This is a genomic window from Pseudomonas sp. OV226 (assembly GCF_003148705.1).
Lineage (GTDB): Bacteria > Pseudomonadota > Gammaproteobacteria > Pseudomonadales > Pseudomonadaceae > Aquipseudomonas.
The window spans coordinates 34796-55198 of the sequence record NZ_QGGS01000032.1 but is presented as its reverse complement, the minus strand read 5'-3'; the positions used below and the strand labels follow the sequence as shown (position 1 = coordinate 55198).

Below are 20403 nucleotides of genomic sequence, written 5' to 3'. Positions count from 1 at the left end.
CAACCGGCCTGACGACAACCCTGAGCTCCTACACGGCTGTAAGGCCGTTCCACTAATTAGGGTCGTTGGGCATCGATTCTCATCGAGGCGCGGGGCGACACCCCCACTCAGACGCCGGATAGATGAAAGCAAGCCAAACACGACATCAAAAACAGTATTGCAGAAAAGGGGGTAACCATAGATGTAGGAGCCGGGCTTGCTCGCGATGGCGGCGTTCCGACGATGAGGCCCGTCAGTTCACCGCGAGTGCCTTGGCCAACCGCTTCCCCCGCGCGCCCGCAGCCAGATCCATCACCGCCCGATCGCGCTGCCACATCTGCGCCCAATGCGCCGGACCATCGGCCATTGCCTGATCAATCTCGGCCTTGAGCCCGTCGAATTGTGCAAACAACCCGCCCAGCAATACATGCCCGGCGGCATTGTTCGGTGCCTGACGGCTGGCTTCCGCGCACCCGGCCAGCAACGCCAGTAACCGCAACTGCAAGGCTTGCGGCCAGTCGCAGTCCTGGCCGACGCCATACAGCCACGACGTCATCGCACTCAGCACATAAACGTCTTCAAGGGTGCGGAACGGTTTGACGTACGCATCCCAGCCATCCCCCCCCAGCAACTCGCACAGGGTGTTGTCGAGAAACAACCGGCCATGGCTGATGTCCGGCATCAATGGGATCGCCGGGAGTTTTTCCAGACGTACGCCCGGTTCGCCGGGATAGACCACCGCCAGGCTCAGGCGCGGCGATTCACCGGTTTCTTCGCTGCGTGCAGCGATCAACAGCCATTCCGCGGCATCACCGGCCGTGACGAAATCCTTGCGCCCGCTCAGGCGCAGGTCGGTAAGGCGGGTTTGCATGTCTGCCGGTCGCAGGCTGCGCTGTTCGGTTGCACACAACGCGCCGAGGCTCAACGGTGCGCTCGGCCAGAGCACGCGCAACGCCGCCTGATACCCCACCAGAAATGCCAGCCCCGGCGTCGCCATCAAACGCCCGCCAGCGACGGCCAACTCAAACGGCGTCACCGTGCCCAACTGGTGCAACAAGGTCACGAAACCTTCCGCCAGATCCGGGTTGGCGGGCAGGCGGTCGTGGCGGTTCAACAGGTTTTGCCAGGGCATAAGAGGCTCCTCGTGGGCTGTCATATAAGCATCACCAAAGCTTAATGGCGATGACACCGGGGCTACATAGCCTGACCTTGCACAAAACGGCTGCATAAAGAAAGTCGATCCGCTGTAACCCAAGACGGGTGAGCAGCCCGCACGGAGAATCGCCATGACTCAGATCGCCCGCATCCGCGACACCGGCAACGACCGCCGCCTGCAAGCCGAACGCCTGATCGGCAGCCAAGCCTTGCAGGAAGCCCAGGCCTTACGCTTCAACGTGTTCAGCGGCGAGTTCAACGCCAAGCTGAAGGGCGCAGAGTTGGGTCTGGACATGGATGACTATGATGTTCACTGCGCCCACATTGGCGTGCGTGACTTGAACACCGGACGTCTGGTGGCGACCACACGTTTACTCGATCACACGGCGGCCAGCAGCCTGGGCAAGTTCTACAGCGAAGAAGAATTCAGCCTGCATGGCCTGGTTCACCTCAAAGGCCCGATTCTGGAAATCGGCCGCACCTGTGTCGACCCGGCGTACCGCAACGGCGGCACCATCGCGGTGCTGTGGGGCGAACTGGCCGAGGTGTTGAATCAGGGCGGCTACAGCTATTTGATGGGCTGCGCGAGCATTCCAATGCAGGACGGCGGCATCCAGGCCCACGCGATCATGCAGCGTTTGCGCGAACGCTACCTGTGCACCGAACACCTGCGCGCCGAACCGAAAAAGCCACTGCCGACCCTGGATATTCCTTCCAACGTCATCGCCGAAATGCCCCCGCTCCTCAAGGCCTACATGCGCCTGGGCGCGAAAATCTGCGGCGAGCCGTGCTGGGACGAAGACTTCCAGGTGGCCGATGTCTTCATCCTGCTCAAGCGCGATGAACTCTGCCCGCGTTACGCCAAGCACTTCAAGGCGGCCATGTGATGATCCGTTTGCGGGTGTACGCGCGGATTGCGCGAGTGCTTGTCGTGGTCGCACTGGGTTTGAGCATGGCCAGTATATTTGGGGCTTTCGAGCGTATGGGCATCGCCCATTCGATGGTCCGCCGCCAGCGCTGGTCGCGATTTTTCATGGCGCGGTTGAGCAATGCCCTGCCCTTCCAGGTCACCGTTCATGGTGAACTGCCCAAGCAACCGATGCTCTGGGTCAGCAATCACGTGTCCTGGACCGACATCCCGCTGCTGGGCATGCTTACGCCGCTGTCGTTTCTGTCCAAGGCCGAAGTGCGCACCTGGCCGGTCGCCGGTTGGTTGGCAGCCAAGGCCGGCAGTCTGTTTATCCGTCGTGGCTCGGGTGACAGCCAGTTGATCCGCAAACAAATGACCCGCCACCTGGAACAAGCGCATCCGCTGTTGATGTTCCCGGAAGGCACCACCACCGATGGCCGTTCGCTGCGCACCTTCCATGGTCGCTTGCTGTCAGCGGCGATTGATTCCGAGGTGCAACTGCAACCGGTGGCGATCCGTTACCTGCGTGACGGTCAACTCGACACGCTGGCACCGTTCATTGGCGATGATGATTTGCTCTCGCACTTGATGCGTTTGTTCGCCAACGACCGGGGGGATGTGGAGATTCACCTGCTCAAGCCGATTGCTTGCGAAGGTCGCGAGCGCGCGGCGCTGGCGTTCGAAGCGCAGCAGGCGGTGCAGAAGGCGTTGTTTGGTGAAGTGGCGAAACCTGCCGAACCGCGTCGTGCTGGCGAACTGATCGCCGCCTAACCGCTTTTCTGTAGGAGCAAAGCTTGCTCGCGATTGGGGCACCGCGGTTTGACTGATGACCGCGTTATCGTTCATCGCGAGCAAGCTCTGCTCCTACAAAATTTGTGTCAGCGGTTTTGGGCGAAATCCTGGAGTTGTGGGTAGAACAACCTGAAGTCCTCGCTCAACGGTTCATACAACCGTCGCAATTCCTGCATCGCCCCCGCCAGTTCCTCAGGTCGGGTCAACCGCTGAGAAATCCCCCGCAGCACCTGCTCCAGCACCTCGAATTCCCGGTAAGAACCCAACCAGTCATTGGCCACCATGTGCGGTGCGATCCTGGCCAGGCGTTCCGGCAATTGCGGCTCGGCGGTCAGTATCCGGTACACATCTGACGTGAACAGTTCCAGCGGCCGATCGGCGTATAGCGTCCAGTCCCGTGCCAGGCAATGGTCGAAAAACACATCGAGCACGATCCCGGCGTAACGCCGGCGCGTCGTGGAGAACCGCGACAACGAGGCATCCACCAGCGGATGGCGATCCGTAAACACGTCAATGCTGCGATGCAGCTGGATGGCTGCTTCGACGTCGGGTTCAAACTGCCCCTGCAACCGTCCTTTGACGAAATCGCCATACAGACTGCCGAGCAATTGGCCGGGACGCTGGCCACCAAGGTGAAGATGTGCGAGATAGTTCATGGGCGCAGCTTAGCACTGCGCCTTTGTTTCTTTACACCCAACGTATCGTTATAACCCGATATACCGATTTACACGATCATCAGATCGAATGCGTATTGGTATATCGTGAAATACCGATTTAAAGTTCGCTTCATCGCGATATAGCGTTTTACACATCACGAGCCCCCGACCATGAACCTTGACCTCGACGAAATAATAAAAGCCCTGGCACACCCGGTACGGCGAGAAATCCTGCACTGGCTCAAAGACCCGACCGTCGAATTCCCTGACCAGTCCCACAGCAACGAGCACGGCGTTTGCGCCGGGCAGATCGATCAACGTTGCGGCTTGTCGCAGTCCACGGTGTCCGCGCACCTGGCCACCCTGCAACGCGCCGGCCTGATCAGCAGCCGCAAAGTCGGCCAGTGGCATTTTTTCAAACGTAATGAGGAAACCATTCAGGAGTTCCTCAAAACCTTCAGTAAAGAGCTCTGACCCTTAACGTCAGCCAGCCCAAAAGGAATTCAACAATGCCCCTCTCGCTCCTCATCCTGGCCTTGAGCGCCTTCGCCATCGGCACCACCGAATTCGTCATCATGGGCCTGCTGCCCGACGTGGCGGCGGATCTCGGCGTGTCGATCCCCGGCGCCGGCTGGTTGGTGACCGGTTACGCCTTGGGCGTGGCCATTGGTGCGCCGTTCATGGCACTGGCCACCGCCAGGCTGCCGCGCAAGGCTGCGCTGATCGCGTTGATGGGCATTTTCATCATCGGCAACTTGCTCTGCGCCCTGGCCAGTGACTACAACGTGTTGATGTTTGCGCGAGTCGTCACCGCGCTCTGCCACGGTGCCTTTTTCGGTATCGGTTCGGTGGTGGCAGCAGGCCTGGTGCCGGCCAACAAACGTGCGTCGGCCGTGGCGTTGATGTTCACCGGTCTGACCCTGGCAAACGTGCTCGGTGTGCCGCTGGGTACTGCGCTGGGTCAGCAAGCCGGCTGGCGTTCGACTTTCTGGGCCGTGACCGTGATCGGTGTCATTGCCCTGATCGGCCTGATCCGCTTCCTGCCGGCCAAGCGCGACGAAGAAAAACTCGACATGCGCACCGAGCTCGCAGCCCTCAAGGGCGCCGGGATCTGGTTGTCCCTGAGCATGACGGCGCTGTTCGCCGCCTCGGTCTTCACCCTGTTCACCTATGTCGCGCCGCTGCTGGGCGAAGTCACCGGCGTCTCGCCCCGTGGCGTGACCTGGACGTTGATGCTCATCGGCCTGGGCCTGACCGTCGGCAATATCATCGGCGGCAAACTGGCTGACAAAGGCATGGCCGCGACGCTGATCGGCGTGTTCATCACCATGGCCGTGGTCTCCACCGTACTGACGTGGACCAGCGTTGCGCTGATCCCGACCGAAATCACCCTGTTCCTCTGGGCCACGGCGTGTTTTGCCGCCGTACCCGCCCTGCAAGTGAACGTGGTGACCTTCGGCAAAGCGGCACCGAACCTGGTGTCGACCCTGAACATCGGCGCTTTCAACATCGGCAACGCACTCGGTGCCTGGGTCGGCGGCAGCGTCATCGCCCACGGCTTCGGCCTGACCAGCGTGCCACTCGCCGCAGCGGCACTGGCGATACTCGCCCTGCTGGTGACCCTGATTACTTTCCGTCAGAGCGGCAATCCCGAACTGGCACCTGCTACCAACTGATCTCCATAAGAGAGCTACTTCATGACGACTATTTTCGATCCGATCAAACTGGGCGACGTTGAGTTGGCCAACCGCATCATCATGGCACCGCTGACCCGCTGCCGCGCCGACGAAGGCCGCGTGCCGAACGCGCTGATGGCCGAATACTACGTCCAGCGCGCCTCCGCGGGCCTGATCCTCAGCGAAGCCACCTCGGTCACGCCAATGGGCGTCGGCTACCCGGACACCCCGGGCATCTGGTCCAACGACCAGGTACGTGGCTGGGCCAACGTGACCAAGGCAATCCACGGCGCGGGCGGCAAGATCTTCCTGCAACTGTGGCACGTCGGCCGGGTTTCGCACTCCTCGTACCTGAACGGCGAAGCACCGGTCGCACCGAGCGCCATCCAGCCTAAAGGCCACGTCAGCCTGGTTCGCCCATTGGCTGACTACCCGACGCCGCGGGCCCTGGAAACCGCAGAAATCGCCGACATCGTCGACGCTTACCGCACCGGTGCCGAGAACGCCAAAGCCGCTGGTTTTGACGGTGTCGAGATCCACGGTGCCAACGGTTACCTGCTCGACCAGTTCCTGCAAAGCAGCACCAACCAGCGCACTGACAATTACGGCGGCTCCCTGGAAAACCGTGCGCGCCTGCTGCTGGAAGTGACCGACGCGGCCATCGAAGTCTGGGGCGCCGGCCGTGTCGGTGTGCACCTGGCACCGCGCGCCGATTCCCATGACATGGGCGACGACAACCTGGCAGAAACCTTCACCTACGTCGCCCGCGAACTGGGCAAGCGCGGTATCGCGTTCATCTGCTCGCGCGAAAAAGAAGCCGGCGACAGCCTCGGTCCACAATTGAAAGAAGCGTTCGGCGGCCCGTACATCATCAACGAACGCTTCACCAAGGACAGCGCCAACGCGTGGCTGGCCAGCGGCAAGGCCGATGCGGTCGCCTTCGGTGTGCCGTTCATTGCCAACCCTGACTTGCCTGCCCGCTTGAAGGCCGACGCGCCGCTGAACGAAGCGCGTCCGGAGTTGTTCTACGGCAAAGGCGCGGTTGGCTACATCGACTATCCGACGCTGTAAACGTTAGCCATTGAAATGCAAAAGCCCCGACTCGTGAGAGCCGGGGCTTTTGGGTTTTCGGAGTGGAGTGCTCACGCTCATTCACACCCAAGACACAATTTCCCTACAAAATACGTAGCTCGCTACCTGTCAACCTGGCGAGCGTCCGTATATAAAAGCACCCCTGGCCATAAATCGAGCCGGCGAAGGATTCAGCGCCCGCCTTGATCGTTGATACAAACGAAGCCAATGACTGACTTTTGTTTCATTTGCGCAGGCTTGGGCTCAAGCGCAGCATGTCCAGCCCGGCCTCGACCCAGCGTTCGGCTTCGGTGTGCAATTGAAAACTGTCGGGCGCCAGCAACCACTGGTACAGGATGCCATCGATGTAAGCGTGCAGGCTGATGGCAGCGCGCGCCGTGTCAAGGTCTTCGGGCATTTGCCCCCGATTCACGGCATTACTCAGGGCCAGGCTGATGCGCACATTGCAATCAAGGCTGGCCGTTCGACGCTGCTGACGCAGGTCACACATTTCATCGGTGAATTCGCACTTATGAAACAAAATCTCATTAATGCGTCGGGTTTTCGGGTCCAGTGCAATTTGATGAAACAAATGAATCAGCAGCTTGCGCATGCAGCCCAGCGGATCGAGTTCCTCTTCGCTTTCACTGGCCCTGGCCAATTCATCCAGTGGCTCATGCAAGGTATCCAACATGGCCTGCACCAGATCGGCCTTGTTGCTGAAATGCCAGTAGATAGCACCGCGAGTCACGCCGGCCAGGGTAGCGATGTCCGCCAGCGTCGTGCGCGCCACGCCCCTTTCATAAAAGGCTTTCTCTGCCGCTTCAAGTATCTGGCTGCGGGTTTCTTGAGCTTCCTCTTTGGTACGACGGACCATGGCAGTAAAACCTCAATCAGGATGCTTCAGCGATGTCTGAACATCAGCTGAATAAAAGTGGAGCGAGCGCTCTTGGGCGCAGTCCCCGTCTTACAATTCGAAGCTTTGAACGGCTTTTGTAATGAATCGGGTACGCAGCCAAGGTGTTTACAAACAACCATGAACGTAAGTATATTCCTTAGCAAGCTACTTATCCACTCAGCACCCTATTTTTAACCTTCCACCTTTCTAGTGCGCATGATGCGCGCCTGACCCGAGGATTTTCATGCAATTCAAGCCAGCTGTTACCGCTCTGGTCACTGCCGTCGCCTTGGCATCGCTGCTCAGCGGATGCAAAAAGGAAGAAGCGCCACCAGCCGCACCGCCTCCTCAGGTCGGCGTCGTTACCCTGCAACCTCAAGCCTTCACCCTGACGTCCGATCTTCCGGGTCGTACCAGCGCGTACCGCATCGCCGAAGTTCGCCCTCAGGTGAACGGCATCATTCTCAAGCGCATGTTCAAGGAAGGCGGCGACGTCAAGATTGGCCAGCAGCTGTACCAAATCGATTCGTCGGTCTATGACGCCACGCTGAAAAGCGCAGAAGCCAACCTGCAACAGACCAAGTCGATCGCGGACCGCTACAAGCAACTGGTCAACGAACAAGCCGTGAGCCGCCAGGAATACGACACCGCCGTGTCTAACCGGATGCAATCGGAAGCGGCCCTGCAAACGGCCCAGATCAACGTGCGCTACACCAAGGTTTACGCGCCGCTCACCGGTCGTATCGGTCGCTCAAATGTGACCGAGGGCGCGCTGGTCACCAGCGGCCAGGCCGACCCGATGGCGGTGATCCAGCAACTCGATCCGATCTACGTCGACGTGACGCAGTCTTCGGTGGAGTTGCTGCAACTGCGCCGCGAACTGGAAAGCGGTCGCCTGCAAAAGTCGGGCGACAACGCGGCGAAGGTCAAGCTGACCCTCGAAGACGGCAGCGAGTACAAGCTGGACGGCAAGCTCGAGTTCTCCGAAGTCTCGGTTGACCAGACAACAGGTTCCGTCACCCTGCGCGCCGTGTTCCCCAACCCTGACCACACCCTGCTGCCGGGCATGTTCGTGCACGCGCAATTGTTGGCCGGTGTGAACGCCGCAGCAATCCTGGCCCCGCAACAAGGCGTGACGCGCGACCTCAAAGGCACCCCGACCGCTCTGGTCGTTGGTCCTGACAACAAAGTCGAGCTGCGTCAGCTCAAGGCCAACCGCACCGTCGGCAACCAATGGCTGATCGAAGATGGCTTGAAGGCAGGCGATCGCCTGATCACCGAAGGGCTGCAATTCGTCAAACCTGGCATCGAAGTCAAAGCCAGTGAAGCGACTAACGTTGGCACAAAGAACCCGGCCCCCGCACAGACAGCTGATAAGGCGTCCAGCGGCAAAGGGGAGTAACCCATGTCGAAATTTTTTATCGACCGTCCGATTTTCGCCTGGGTAATTGCCCTGGTGATCATGCTGGTCGGGGCTCTATCGATCCTCAAGTTGCCGATCAACCAATACCCGAGCATTGCGCCTCCGGCCATCGCCATTTCCGTTGCCTATCCGGGTGCTTCGGCACAAACCGTACAGGACACCGTGGTGCAGGTGATCGAGCAACAGCTCAACGGTATCGACCACCTGCGATATGTGTCCTCGGAAAGTAACTCCGACGGCACCATGACCATCACCGCGACCTTCGAGCAAGGTACCAACTCCGATACCGCGCAGGTTCAGGTCCAGAACAAGCTGAACCTGGCCACCCCGCTGCTGCCGCAAGAAGTACAGCAGCAAGGTATCCGCGTGACCAAGGCAGTGAAGAACTTCCTGTTGGTGATCGGTGTGGTCTCGCGTGACGGCAGCATGACCAAGGACGACCTGTCCAACTACATCGTGTCGAACATGCAGGACCCGATCTCGCGGACCGCCGGTGTCGGTGACTTCCAGGTATTCGGCTCCCAGTACGCCATGCGTATCTGGCTCGACCCGGCCAAGTTGAACAACTTCAACCTGACCCCGATCGATGTCAAAACCGCCATCGCCGCGCAGAACGTCCAGGTGTCGTCAGGCCAGCTCGGCGGCTTGCCTGCCCTGCCCGGCACACAGCTGAACGCGACGATTATCGGCAAGACCCGTCTGCAGACCGCCGAGCAATTCGACAAGATCCTGCTCAAGGTCAACAAGGACGGCTCTCAGGTTCGCTTGAAAGATGTCGCCGATGTCGGTTTGGGTGGTGAAAACTACAGCATCAACGCCCAGTTCAACGGTGCTCCGGCGTCCGGCCTGGCAGTGAAGCTGGCCACTGGCGCCAACGCCCTCGATACTGCCAAGGCCTTGCGCACCACCATCGACAGCCTCAAGCCGTTCTTCCCGCAAGGGATGGAAGTGGTGTTCCCGTACGACACTACTCCGGTGGTGACCGAGTCGATCAAGGGCGTGGTTCACACCCTGGTCGAAGCGGTCGCGCTGGTGTTCCTGGTGATGTTCCTGTTCCTGCAAAACTTCCGCGCCACCATCATCACCACGATGACCGTGCCGGTGGTGTTGCTGGGGACGTTCGGCATCCTTGCGGCAGCCGGTTTCAGCATCAACACCCTGACCATGTTCGGTATGGTCCTGGCCATCGGCTTGCTGGTGGACGACGCCATCGTTGTGGTGGAAAACGTCGAGCGGGTGATGAGTGAAGAAGGCCTGTCGCCCAAGGAAGCCACCAAGAAATCGATGGGGCAGATCCAGGGTGCATTGGTGGGTATCGCCCTGGTGCTGTCGGCGGTTCTGCTGCCGATGGCATTCTTCAGCGGCTCCACCGGCGTGATCTACAAGCAATTTTCGATCACCATCGTTTCGGCCATGGCGCTCTCGGTTCTGGTTGCTCTGATTTTCACCCCGGCGCTTTGCGCCACCATGCTCAAGCCTATTCCCAAGGGTGAGCACGGCATGCCAAAACGCGGCTTCTTCGGCTGGTTCAACCGCAACTTCGACCGTGGCGTCAAAAGCTACGAGCGCGGCGTGGGCAATATGCTCACCCAGAAGGCGCCGTACCTGCTGGCCTATCTCATCATCATTGTTGGCATGATCTGGCTGTTCACTCGTATCCCGACGGCGTTCCTGCCTGAAGAAGACCAGGGTGTACTGTTCGCCCAGGTGCAGACGCCGGCCGGTTCGACCTCCCAGCGCACCCAGGTGGTCGTGGACGAGATGCGTGAATTCCTGTTGCGTCCGGGTAAGGATGGCGGTGAAGGCGATGCGGTGAACTCGGTGTTTACCGTCACCGGCTTCAACTTCGCCGGTCGTGGCCAGAGCTCGGGTATGGCGTTCATCATGCTCCGTCCATGGGACGAGCGTAACGCCGACAACAACGTGTTCAAGGTGGCGGCCCGTGCCCAGCAGCACTTCTTCACCTTCCGTGATGCCATGGTGTTTGCCTTCGCGCCACCGGCGGTACTGGAACTGGGTAACGCCACCGGTTTCGACGTGTTCCTTCAAGACCGTGCCGGTATCGGTCACGAAAAACTGATGCAAGCGCGCAACCAGTTCCTCGGCATGGCAGCGCAAAGCAAGATTCTGACTCAGGTGCGTCCGAACGGCCTGAACGATGAACCGCAATACCAACTGGAAATCGATGACGAGAAGGCCAGTGCCCTGGGCATTACCATCGCGGACATCAACAACACCCTGTCGATTGCTCTGGGCAGTAGCTACGTCAACGACTTCATCGATCGTGGTCGAGTGAAGAAGGTTTACGTGCAAGGTCAGCCCGGCTCGCGTATGAGCCCTGAAGACCTGAAGAAATGGTATGTGCGCAACAGCGCCGGCACCATGGTTCCGTTCTCGGCGTTTGCCAAGGGTGAATGGATTTACGGCTCGCCGAAGCTGGCCCGTTACAACGGCGTCGAAGCGATGGAAATCCTCGGTTCCCCGGCGCCGGGCTACTCCACCGGTGAAGCCATGGCCGAAGTCGAGGCCATTGCCGCCAAACTGCCGGCGGGTGTCGGTATTTCCTGGACCGGCCTGTCGTACGAGGAACGGTTATCCGGTTCGCAAGCGCCCGCGTTGTACGCCCTGTCGTTGCTGATGGTGTTCCTGTGCCTGGCAGCGCTGTATGAAAGCTGGTCGATCCCGATCGCGGTGATGCTGGTGGTGCCTTTGGGGATCATCGGTGCGTTGATGGCGACTAGCCTGCGTGGTCTGTCCAACGACGTGTACTTCCAAGTGGGCCTGTTGACGACTATCGGTCTGGCGGCGAAAAACGCCATTCTGATTGTCGAATTTGCTAAGGAGCTGCATGAGCAAGGGCGTAGCCTGCGCGATGCCGCGATCGAAGCCAGCCGCATGCGTCTGCGACCGATCATCATGACCTCGCTCGCGTTCGTTCTCGGTGTGGTACCCCTGGCGATATCCACGGGTGCGGGTTCCGGTAGCCAGCATGCCATCGGCACCGGCGTGATTGGCGGTATGATCACCGCCACCGTTCTGGCGATCTTCTGGGTCCCACTGTTCTTCGTCACTGTGTCGTCCATCGGTCAGCGCAAAATAGTCGACCAGGATGACGCCACTGAAACTCCTAAAGAGGCTGGCCAATGAGCAAGTCGCTACTCTCCCTAGCCGTCGCCGCGTTCGTGCTCGGTGGTTGCTCGCTGATACCCGATTATCAGCAGCCTGAGGCACCGGTGGCGGGCCAATACCCGCAAGGTCCGGCGTACTCGCCGGCCCAGGCGCCGAGCCAGGCTGCTGCGGAGCAAGGCTGGAAGCAGTTTTTCCATGACCCGGCACTGCAACAGCTGATCCAGGTTTCCTTGGAAAACAACCGGGACCTGCGTGTCGCGGCCCTGAACATCGACGCCTTTGCGGCCCAATACCGCATCCAGCGTGCGGATCTGTTCCCGGCCGTATCGGCCAATGGCAGCGGCAACCGCCAGCGCGTTCCGGAAAACTCTTCGCAGACCGGTCAGTCAGGCATTGTCAGTTCGTACTCGGCCACCGTCGGCATCAGCGCCTATGAACTCGATATGTTTGGTCGGGTTCGCAGCCTGAGCGAAGAAGCGCTGCAGAAGTACTTCGCCACTGAAGAAGGTCGTCGCAGCACGCAGATCAGCCTGGTGGCCAGCGTGGCCAATGCCTACCTGACCTGGCAAGCCGACAAGGAACTGCTGAAAGTCACCCAGGACACCCTCGGTGCGTTCGAGGAGAGCTACAAGCTCACCGCGCGCAGCGCCGAAGTCGGTGTAGCGTCGGCGCTGGACCTCGCTCAGTCGCGGACCTCGGTAGAGAACGCCCGGGCACAACTGGCGAAGTACACCCGTCAGGTCGCGCAGGATGAAAACAGCCTGGTGCTGCTGCTCGGCACTGGCATCCCGGCCAATCTGCAAGCAGCCAAGCCGCTGTCTGACGATTTGCTGAGCGACGTGCCGGCCGGTCTGCCATCGGACTTGCTGCAACGTCGTCCGGACATCCTCCAGGCCGAATACAATCTCAAGGCCGCCAACGCCAACATCGGCGCGGCACGGGCTGCATTCTTCCCGAGCATCAGCCTGACAGCCAACGCTGGCACGCTCAGCCCGGACTTGTCCGGTCTGTTCAAGGGCGGTTCCGGCACCTGGTTGTTCCAACCGCAAATCAACCTGCCGATCTTCAACGCCGGCAGCCTGCGCGCCAGCCTGGATTACTCGAAAATCCAGAAAGACATCGGCGTGGCGAACTACGAGAAGTCCATTCAAACGGCCTTCCAGGAAGTCGCCGACGGCCTGGCCGCCCGCCAGACCTACACCGATCAGTTGCAGGCCCAGCGTGACTTCGTCACCGCCAACCAGGACTACTACCGCCTGGCTCAACGTCGCTACCTCATTGGTGTCGACAGCAACCTGACCTTCCTCGATGCCCAGCGTCAGTTGTTCAGCGCCCAACAAGTGCTGATCACCGACCGTCTGGCGCAGTTGGTCAGCGCGGTCAATCTGTACAAGGCGTTGGGTGGTGGCTGGAATTCGCAGACTGCCAAGCTCGAACCGCTGAAAGAAGAAGCGCCGAAGATGAAGTTGTTCTGATAGCGCTGTGAACACAAGAAGCCCACCGATTGGTGGGCTTTTTGTTGGCTACGGGAAAATGTGTGGCGTGATCACTGCCCTCATCGCGGGCAAGCCCGCTCCCACCCCTTCAAGTCTAAACATACAAGCGGGCTTGCCCGCGATGTGGCCAGTACAGCCACCCAAAAAACCAGGCTAATGTTACGTTCGATAATCGCCCAAAACCCGCTTTCGCCGATTGAACCATTCAGTACATTCACCGCACCATTCGCCCCACAAAACCAATAACAACAGGTTCGATGTCATGCCCCCACGCCCTGTCCTGTCCGGCTGATCTTCAGGTTTCACCCTCATATTTCGATCATTTGTCCGCACCTTCAAAAGTCGCGGCATCGCCCCGTTTCATCCCCAAGAATTAGAGAGACCCGAGCTCATGAAGCCTTCCACCGCGCAGTATTTGTTTCCCGGCCTGATCGCCATCGCCGTGGCCTCAGCGGTCTTGCCCGCCCAGGCCGAGGAATCGGGTTTTGTCGAAGGTGCCAAGGTCAACCTGAACCTGCGCAACTTCTACATCAACCGCAACTTCACCAACCCGACCAAGGCTCAGGGCAAGGCTGAAGAGTGGACACAAAGCTTCATCCTCGACGCCAAGTCCGGTTTCACTCAGGGCACCTTCGGTTTCGGCATGGATGTGCTGGGGCTCTACTCGGTGAAACTCGATGGCGGGAAAGGCACTGGCGGTACGCAGTTGCTGCCGCTGGATCACGACGGACGCCCGGCGGACAATTTCGGGCGCACCAACGTCGCGTTCAAAGCCAAGCTGTCGCAGACCGAAGTGAAGGTTGGCGAATGGATGCCAGTGCTGCCGATCCTGCGTTCGGACGACGGTCGTTCGCTGCCGCAAACCTTCCGTGGCGGGCAGATCACGTCGAAGGAAATCAATGGCCTGACGCTCTACGGCGGCCAGTTCCGCCAGAACAGCCCACGGGACGACAGCAGCATGGACGACATGTCGATGACCGGCAAAGCCGCGTTCACCTCTGACCGTTTCAACTTTCAGGGCGGCGAGTACGTGTTCAACGACAAGCGCACCCAGGTCGGCCTGTGGAATGCCGAACTCAAGGACATTTACAGCCAGCAATTCATCAACCTGACGCACAACCAACCGATTGGCGACTGGACCCTGGGTGCCAACCTTGGTTATTTCTACGGCAAGGATGACGGCAGTGCCCGCGCCGGCGAGCTGGACAACAAAACCATGTACGGTCTGTTCTCGGCCAAATACGGCGGCAACACCTTCTACGTCGGCCTGCAAAAACTCACCGGCGACAACGCCTGGATGCGCGTCAACGGCACCAGCGGCGGGACCCTGGCCAACGACAGCTACAACTCCAGCTACGACAATGCCCAGGAGAAATCCTGGCAAGTACGCCACGACTACAACTTCGTCGCACTCGGCGTACCGGGCCTGACCTTGATGAACCGCTACATCAGCGGCGATAACGTGCACACCGGCACGATCACCGACGGCAAGGAATGGGGGCGCGAATCAGAGCTGGGCTACACCGTACAAAGCGGCGCGCTCAAGGACCTCAACGTCAAATGGCGCAACTCGACCATTCGCCGCGACTTCAGCAACAACGAGTTCGACGAGAACCGGGTGATCATCAGCTACCCGATCAGCCTGCTGTAAATCTCAAGTACGCCATCGCGGGCAAGCCCGCTCCCACAGGTTTTGTGTGTGCCCCAAGATTTGGACATGACATAAAACTTTGTGGGAGCGGGCTTGCCCGCGATGGCGTTAGTTCAATCAACGCAAATCACCGGGATCACTCCCGGGATTCAACTCCCAACTCATCCCAAACCGACTCGGCCAGATGGAACGTCGCATTTGCCGCCGGGATGCCGCAATAGATCGCGCTCTGCATGATCACTTCCTTGATCTCGCCACGGCTCACGCCATTGTTGGCGGCGGCGCGCAGGTGCAGTTTCAGCTCTTCGTTGCGGTTCATGCCGATCAGCATGGAAATGGTGATCAGGCTGCGGGTGTGGCGTGGCAAGCCTGGACGGGTCCAGATGTCACCCCAGGCGTGACGGGTGATCATCTCCTGAAACTCCGAGTTGAACTCGGTCAGGGCATTCAGGCTGCGGTCGACGTGGGCGTCGCCGAGCACCGCGCGACGGACTTTCATGCCTTCGTCGTAACGTTGTTTCTCGTCCACAACAATCCCCTTAATGAGCGTTCAAAAACGCCAAGACGCGCTCGCTGAACGCTGCGCCGGCCTGGACGTTGGACAAGTGCGCAGCGTAGAACTCGGCGTACTCGGCGCCCTGCACATGCTCTTGAATGAAGTGCCCGCCGGACGGCGGTGTCACGGCGTCTTCGGTGCCGGCGATCACCAGCAGCGGTACCTTGATCGAAGGCAACTGATCACGGAAATCGGCATCGCGCACTGCTGCGCAATTGGCCGCATAACCTTCAGGCGAAGTGGCCGCGAGCATGTCGGTGATCCGCTTGGCCGCTGCCGGGTTGGCCTGCGCGAAGTCCGGGGTAAACCAGCGCGCAATCGAGGCATCGCGCAGGGCGACCATGGCCGCTGGACCGTCGCGCAGCACCGTTTCAATGCGCGGGTTCCAGATCGACGGATCGCCGATTTTCGCGGCGGTATTGCACACCACCAGCTTATGCAAACGCTGTCCGGCGTTGATCCCCAGCCACTGGCCGATCAAACCGCCCATGGACAAACCACAGAAATGCGCACGCTCGATGTGCAGCGAATCCAGCAGTGCCAAAACGTCTTGGCCCAGTTGCTCGATGCTGTACGGCCCCGGCGTCACCAGCGATTGACCGTGACCACGGGTGTCGAAACGCAGCACGCGAAAATGCTCGCTGAACGCCGCAATCTGCGCATCCCACATATGCAGGTCAGTGCCCAACGAGTTGGACAGCACCAGCACTGGCGCATCTTTCGGGCCATCCAATTGGTAATGCAGTTCGCCCTCGGCGAGTTGTACAAAAGCCACAGCAATCTCCTTCAGGCAGTCAACGCAATATGTTCAGCCACCGCTCGCTCGACCCAGGTACGGGCCTGACCGAGGTAATGGGCGGGGTCCAGCAAATGATCGAGTTCAGCGCCAGAAAGCTCGGCGGTCACTTGCGGCTCGTCACCGAGGACGGCACGCAGATGACGCTGTTCAGCCACCGCACGCTTGCAGCACTGTTCCAGCAGATGATGCGCAGTGTCGCGGCCGACCCGCTGGGCGAGGACAATGCTCACCGCTTCGGCCAGCACCAGGCCCTGGGTCAGATCGAGGTTGCGCGCCATGCGCTGCGCATCCACTTCCAGGCCCTGCGCGACCAGCAGCGCTTGCTTCAGGCTGCCGGACACCAGGCAGCAAATCTCGGGCAGGGTTTCCCATTCGGCATGCCACAAACCGAGGCTGCGCTCGTGTTCCTGCGGCATTGCGCTGAACAGCGTCGAGAGCAAGCCGGGAACCCGAGTCGCCGCGCCGATCAGCACCGCCGCGCCCACCGGGTTGCGCTTGTGCGGCATGGTCGAGGAACCGCCCTTGCCCGGCGCCGACGGCTCGAACACTTCGCCGGCTTCGGTCTGCATCAGCAAGCTGATGTCGCGGCCGAGTTTGCCCAGGCTGCCGGCGATCAATCCCAGCACGGAGCCGAACTCCACCAGACGATCGCGCTGGGTGTGCCAGGGTTGTTCCGGCAAGGTCAGTTGCAACTCGCCGGCCAGCGCTTCGGCAATCGGCATCGCTTGCGCGCCAAGGGCTGCCAGGGTTCCAGAGGCACCGCCGAATTGCAGCACCAGCAGACGTGGCTTGAGCTCTTGCAAGCGCTGACGGCTACGGGTGACCGCGCCCAGCCAACCGGCGATTTTCATGCCGAGGGTGACCGGCGTTGCGTGCTGCAACCAGGTGCGTCCCGCCAGCGGAGTGGCGATATATCGCTTGGCTTGAGTGGCGAGGGTATCGCCCAGTTGCGCGAGATCGCTTTCGATCAATGCCAATGCCAGACGCAGTTGCAACACCAGGCCGGTGTCCATCACGTCCTGGCTGGTCGCGCCCAAATGCACATAGCGCTCAGCTTGCGCATCACGGGTTGCGATCTGTTTGCCCAATGCCTTGACCAATGGAATGGCGGAATTGCCCGCCGTGGCAATCGCCTCGCCGAGGGCGGCGAAGTCGTAATGCCCGGCCGCACACGCCGCTTCAATCGGGGCGACCGCGGTTTGCGGAATCAGACCGACACGCGCCTCGGCCCGGGCCAGCGCGGCTTCGAAATCGAGCATGGCCTGAACCCGGCCTTGATCGCAAAACACGTCACGCATATCGCGGGCAGTGAAGTAGGCATCGAACAATTGATTGCCCGGTCGCTCGTTCATAAACAGTCCCTGGAGGCGCGGGCCGGTCAGGCCCGCGCGTAAAGATCAAAGGTCGTGGTGCAAATATTTCGCCTGCCGGGGCAGACGCAGACTGAACAGGAACGCCACCGCCATCATCACCGTGACGTACCAATAAAAGGAGTTTTCCATGCCAACAGCCTTGAGGCTCAGCGCCACGTATTCCGCCGAACCACCGAAGATCGCGTTCGCCACCGCGTACGCCAGGCCAACGCCCAGTGCGCGCACTTCCGGCGGGAACATCTCGGCTTTTACCAGGCCGCTGATCGAGGTGTAGAAACTCACGATCGCCAGCGCTAGGGTAATCAGCCCGAAAGCCATGAACGGACTGCTGACACTTTTCAGGCTCAACAGAATCGGCACGGTGCACAAGGTCCCGAGGGCACCGAACCAGAGCATCGAGTTACGCCGGCCGATCTTGTCGGCGAGCATGCCGAAGAACGGCTGCATGCACATATAGAGGAACAGTGCGCCGGTCATGATGTAACTGGCGGTCTTGGCCGGCATGCCGGCGGTGTTCACCAGGTACTTCTGCATGTAGGTAGTGAATGTGTAGAAAATCAGCGAACCACCGGCGGTGTAACCGAGCACGGTAATGAACGCGGCTTTGTGGTCACGGAACAGCGCGCTGATGCTACCGGCGTCCTTGTTTTCGCGCATTTCCTTGCTGGAGGTTTCTTTCAGCGAACGCCGCAGGTACAGCGAAATCAGCGCCGCGCACGCACCGACCACGAATGGAATCCGCCAGCCGTAGGCACGCAGGTCATCCTCGGTGAGGAACTGTTGCAGGATCACCACCAGCGACACCGCCAGCAACTGCCCACCAATCAGCGTCACGTATTGGAACGAGGCGAAAAACCCGCGCTGGCCCTTGAGGGCGACTTCACTCATGTACGTGGCGGTGGTGCCGTATTCGCCGCCCACCGACAAACCTTGAATCAAACGCGCGAACAGCAGCAGGATCGGGGCCCAGACGCCGATGTCCTTGTAGGTCGGCAGGCAAGCGATGAGCAACGAACCGAAGCACATCATCAGAATCGAAATCATCATCGAGCTCTTGCGCCCGTGCTTGTCCGCCAACCGGCCGAAAACCCAGCCGCCAATGGGGCGCATCAGGAACCCGGCGGCGAATACGCCAGCGGTGTTGACCAACTGCACCGTGGGGTTGTCAGACGGAAAAAAGGCCGGCGCAAAAAAAATCGCGCAAAAGGCATAGACGTAGAAGTCGAACCATTCCACAAGGTTGCCGGACGAGGCACCGACAATGGCAAAGATCCGCTTGCTGCGTTCTTCACCGGTGTAGTGATCTGTAATAGCCGTGGGTGTTGTCATTGTTTTTCACTCAATGGGGACAGTGAGAGTCTAGACACACTTCGCAACAGTCCCGTTCCGCAGATTCAGTCCTCACATCGATCGTTCCCACGCTCTGCGTGGAAATGCATCCCGTGACGCTCCGCGTCACAGTGGACGCGGAGCGCCCCTGGCGGCATTCCCACGCAGAGCGTGGGAACGATCAGCACAGGTTCTGTGGTGTTCGATCAATAATCGAAGAACACCGTCTCGGCATCAGTGCCTTGCAGGATCACATTCCACTGGTAAACACCGGACGCATCCTGCTTCGCCAACAAGGTACTGCGGCGCTCGGCCGGCACGCACTCCAGCAACGGGTCCGACACGTTCGCCGGCTCGCCATCAAAGTAAATCCGCGTCAGCAAGTGCTTCACCAATCCACGAGCAAACACCAGCACCACCAGGTGCGGTGCCTGGGTCGAGCCTTTCAGGCCTTCAACCGTGCCCGGCTTGATGGTGGTAAAACGAAAGCGCCCTTCGGCATCTACCGGCACCCGGCCAAAGCCTTCAAAGTTCGGGTCCAGCGGCTTGTCCTGATCATCTTCCGGGTGGTCGTACTTGCCGGCCGCGTTGGCCTGCCAGACTTCCAGCATCGCATCATTGACGAAGTCGCCATTGCCATCGACGACTTGCCCGGTGATCGCCACGCGCTCACCCAGGGTTTGTGCGACGGTCAGGTCTTCGCGGTTCAGCCAGGTCAGGCCGATGTGGTAATACGGCCCGACGGTGTGGGACGTGGTCGCATTCAGCGTCATCTTATTTCTCCATCGGCGTGGCATCGCGGCCGCGCAAGACGATGTCCCAGCGATAACCGAGGGCGTAGGAAGGGACGGTTTTTTCCAGATCGAACGTGGCGATCAAACGCTCCTTGGCGCGGGTGTCGGGTACGCAATTGTAGATCGGGTCATACGCCAACAGCGGGTCGCCGGGGAAATACATTTGCGTCACCAGGCGCGTCAGGATGCTCGGCCCGAACAGCGAGAAATGGATGTGCGCCGGGCGCCACGCGTTGTGGTGGTTACCCCACGGGTAGGCGCCGGGCTTGATGGTCTGGAACTGATACCAGCCATCGGCGTCGGTCACGGTGCGGCCGGTGCCAGTGAAGTTCGGGTCCAGCGGCGCGTCGTGCAGGTCGCGAGCATGGTTGTAGCGACCGGCGGCGTTGGCCTGCCAGATTTCCACCAGAATGCCCGGCACCGGTAGACCGTTTTCATCCAGCACGCGGCCGTGAATGATGATGCGCTCACCCAACGGCTCGCCTTTGTGCTGAGCCGTCAGGTCGTTGTCCGTCTCGTTAACGCGTTCAGCGCCAATGGTCGGTCCGGTGATTTCCGACAACGAATGAGGCAAAAACACCAACGGTTTGGACGGTGAGCGCAGGTTGGTGGATTGATACGTCAGGTGCAGGTACTCGGGCTGGGTGCCCTCCTGCGGACGACGGTAACCAGGCTTGTCAGTCATTTCGCTTTCCTCTGTTCTTATTAGTCGACGC

At 60.1% G+C, this 20403-nt stretch carries 18 protein-coding genes; 9 read left to right on the top strand and 9 right to left on the bottom strand.

Annotated features, from left to right (window positions below; genetic code table 11):
- Positions 1-232: 232 nt before the first annotated feature.
- Entirely contained in the window at positions 233-1111 is an 879-nt protein-coding gene (locus C7534_RS30425) for an acyl-CoA dehydrogenase family protein (protein ID WP_109788049.1), read from the bottom strand.
- Positions 1112-1265: 154 nt separating this feature from the next.
- Between C7534_RS30425 and olsB the strand changes: the two genes are divergently transcribed.
- Both olsB and C7534_RS30415 read left to right on the top strand, forming a co-directional pair.
- Positions 1266-2021: an L-ornithine N(alpha)-acyltransferase gene (gene olsB / locus C7534_RS30420; protein WP_046029403.1), complete on the top strand. Its 756-nt coding sequence runs from the start codon at positions 1266-1268 to the stop codon at positions 2019-2021.
- Positions 2021-2815, top strand: a complete 795-nt coding sequence (locus C7534_RS30415; protein WP_109788048.1) for a lysophospholipid acyltransferase family protein — start codon at positions 2021-2023, stop codon at positions 2813-2815. Before olsB ends, C7534_RS30415 begins: the two co-directional genes overlap by 1 nt.
- Positions 2816-2922: 107 nt before the next feature.
- Here C7534_RS30415 and C7534_RS30410 read toward each other — a convergent pair whose 3' ends face one another.
- Positions 2923-3492 carry an acyl carrier protein phosphodiesterase gene (locus tag C7534_RS30410; protein WP_109788047.1) on the bottom strand — a complete coding sequence of 190 codons (570 nt, stop codon included), beginning with the start codon at positions 3490-3492 and terminating at the stop codon, positions 2923-2925.
- A 171-nt stretch (positions 3493-3663) separates the two neighbouring features.
- Between C7534_RS30410 and C7534_RS30405 the strand changes: the two genes are divergently transcribed.
- From C7534_RS30405 to C7534_RS30395, 3 genes are read left to right on the top strand one after another with little or no spacing between them, the layout of a single operon-like run.
- The gene (locus tag C7534_RS30405; protein ID WP_046029399.1) at positions 3664-3966 is read left to right on the top strand and encodes an ArsR/SmtB family transcription factor; all 303 of its coding nucleotides are present in this window, start codon (positions 3664-3666) and stop codon (positions 3964-3966) included.
- A 35-nt stretch (positions 3967-4001) separates the two neighbouring features.
- On the top strand, positions 4002-5168 hold the full coding sequence (locus C7534_RS30400) for an MFS transporter (protein ID WP_109788046.1): 1167 nt from the start codon (positions 4002-4004) through the stop codon (positions 5166-5168).
- Between the two features lie 21 nt (positions 5169-5189).
- A complete protein-coding gene (locus C7534_RS30395) occupies positions 5190-6239 on the top strand; it encodes an alkene reductase (protein ID WP_109788045.1) in 1050 nt (349 codons plus the stop codon).
- Between the two features lie 244 nt (positions 6240-6483).
- On the opposite strand, the gene emhR is transcribed toward C7534_RS30395, so the two are convergent.
- Positions 6484-7116: an efflux system transcriptional repressor EmhR gene (gene emhR / locus C7534_RS30390; protein ID WP_046029395.1), complete on the bottom strand. Its 633-nt coding sequence runs from the start codon at positions 7114-7116 to the stop codon at positions 6484-6486.
- Between the two features lie 265 nt (positions 7117-7381).
- On the opposite strand from emhR, the gene C7534_RS30385 reads away from it, so the two are divergent.
- The 4 genes from C7534_RS30385 (at position 7382) to C7534_RS30370 (ending at position 14836) form a co-directional block, all read left to right on the top strand.
- The gene (locus C7534_RS30385; RefSeq protein WP_046029394.1) at positions 7382-8539 is read left to right on the top strand and encodes an efflux RND transporter periplasmic adaptor subunit; all 1158 of its coding nucleotides are present in this window, start codon (positions 7382-7384) and stop codon (positions 8537-8539) included.
- 3 nt (positions 8540-8542) lie between these two features.
- Entirely contained in the window at positions 8543-11707 is a 3165-nt protein-coding gene (gene emhB, locus C7534_RS30380) for an efflux RND transporter permease subunit EmhB (protein WP_046029393.1), read from the top strand.
- The gene (emhC, locus tag C7534_RS30375) at positions 11704-13164 is read left to right on the top strand and encodes an efflux RND transporter outer membrane subunit EmhC (protein ID WP_046029392.1); all 1461 of its coding nucleotides are present in this window, start codon (positions 11704-11706) and stop codon (positions 13162-13164) included. The genes emhB and emhC overlap by 4 nt, the downstream gene beginning before the upstream one ends.
- Positions 13165-13576: 412 nt before the next feature.
- On the top strand, positions 13577-14836 hold the full coding sequence (locus C7534_RS30370) for an OprD family porin (RefSeq protein WP_109788044.1): 1260 nt from the start codon (positions 13577-13579) through the stop codon (positions 14834-14836).
- A gap of 136 nt (positions 14837-14972) precedes the next feature.
- Here the strand turns inward: C7534_RS30370 and pcaC are convergent, their stop codons facing one another.
- From pcaC to pcaH, 6 genes are all read right to left on the bottom strand, one after another.
- On the bottom strand, positions 14973-15365 hold the full coding sequence (gene pcaC / locus C7534_RS30365; protein ID WP_046029390.1) for a 4-carboxymuconolactone decarboxylase: 393 nt from the start codon (positions 15363-15365) through the stop codon (positions 14973-14975).
- Between the two features lie 10 nt (positions 15366-15375).
- Positions 15376-16167: a 3-oxoadipate enol-lactonase gene (pcaD, locus tag C7534_RS30360; RefSeq protein ID WP_109788043.1), complete on the bottom strand. Its 792-nt coding sequence runs from the start codon at positions 16165-16167 to the stop codon at positions 15376-15378.
- Between the two features lie 11 nt (positions 16168-16178).
- Positions 16179-17543, bottom strand: a complete 1365-nt coding sequence (locus C7534_RS30355) for a 3-carboxy-cis,cis-muconate cycloisomerase (protein WP_046029388.1) — start codon at positions 17541-17543, stop codon at positions 16179-16181.
- A 45-nt stretch (positions 17544-17588) separates the two neighbouring features.
- Positions 17589-18893 (bottom strand): MFS family transporter, encoded by a 1305-nt coding sequence (locus tag C7534_RS30350; RefSeq protein ID WP_046029387.1) that lies wholly within the window; start codon positions 18891-18893, stop codon positions 17589-17591.
- Between the two features lie 206 nt (positions 18894-19099).
- Positions 19100-19666, bottom strand: a complete 567-nt coding sequence (pcaG, locus tag C7534_RS30345; RefSeq protein ID WP_046029386.1) for a protocatechuate 3,4-dioxygenase subunit alpha — start codon at positions 19664-19666, stop codon at positions 19100-19102.
- Position 19667: 1 nt separating this feature from the next.
- Positions 19668-20372, bottom strand: a complete 705-nt coding sequence (gene pcaH / locus C7534_RS30340) for a protocatechuate 3,4-dioxygenase subunit beta (protein WP_109788042.1) — start codon at positions 20370-20372, stop codon at positions 19668-19670.
- Positions 20373-20403 lie beyond the last annotated feature (31 nt).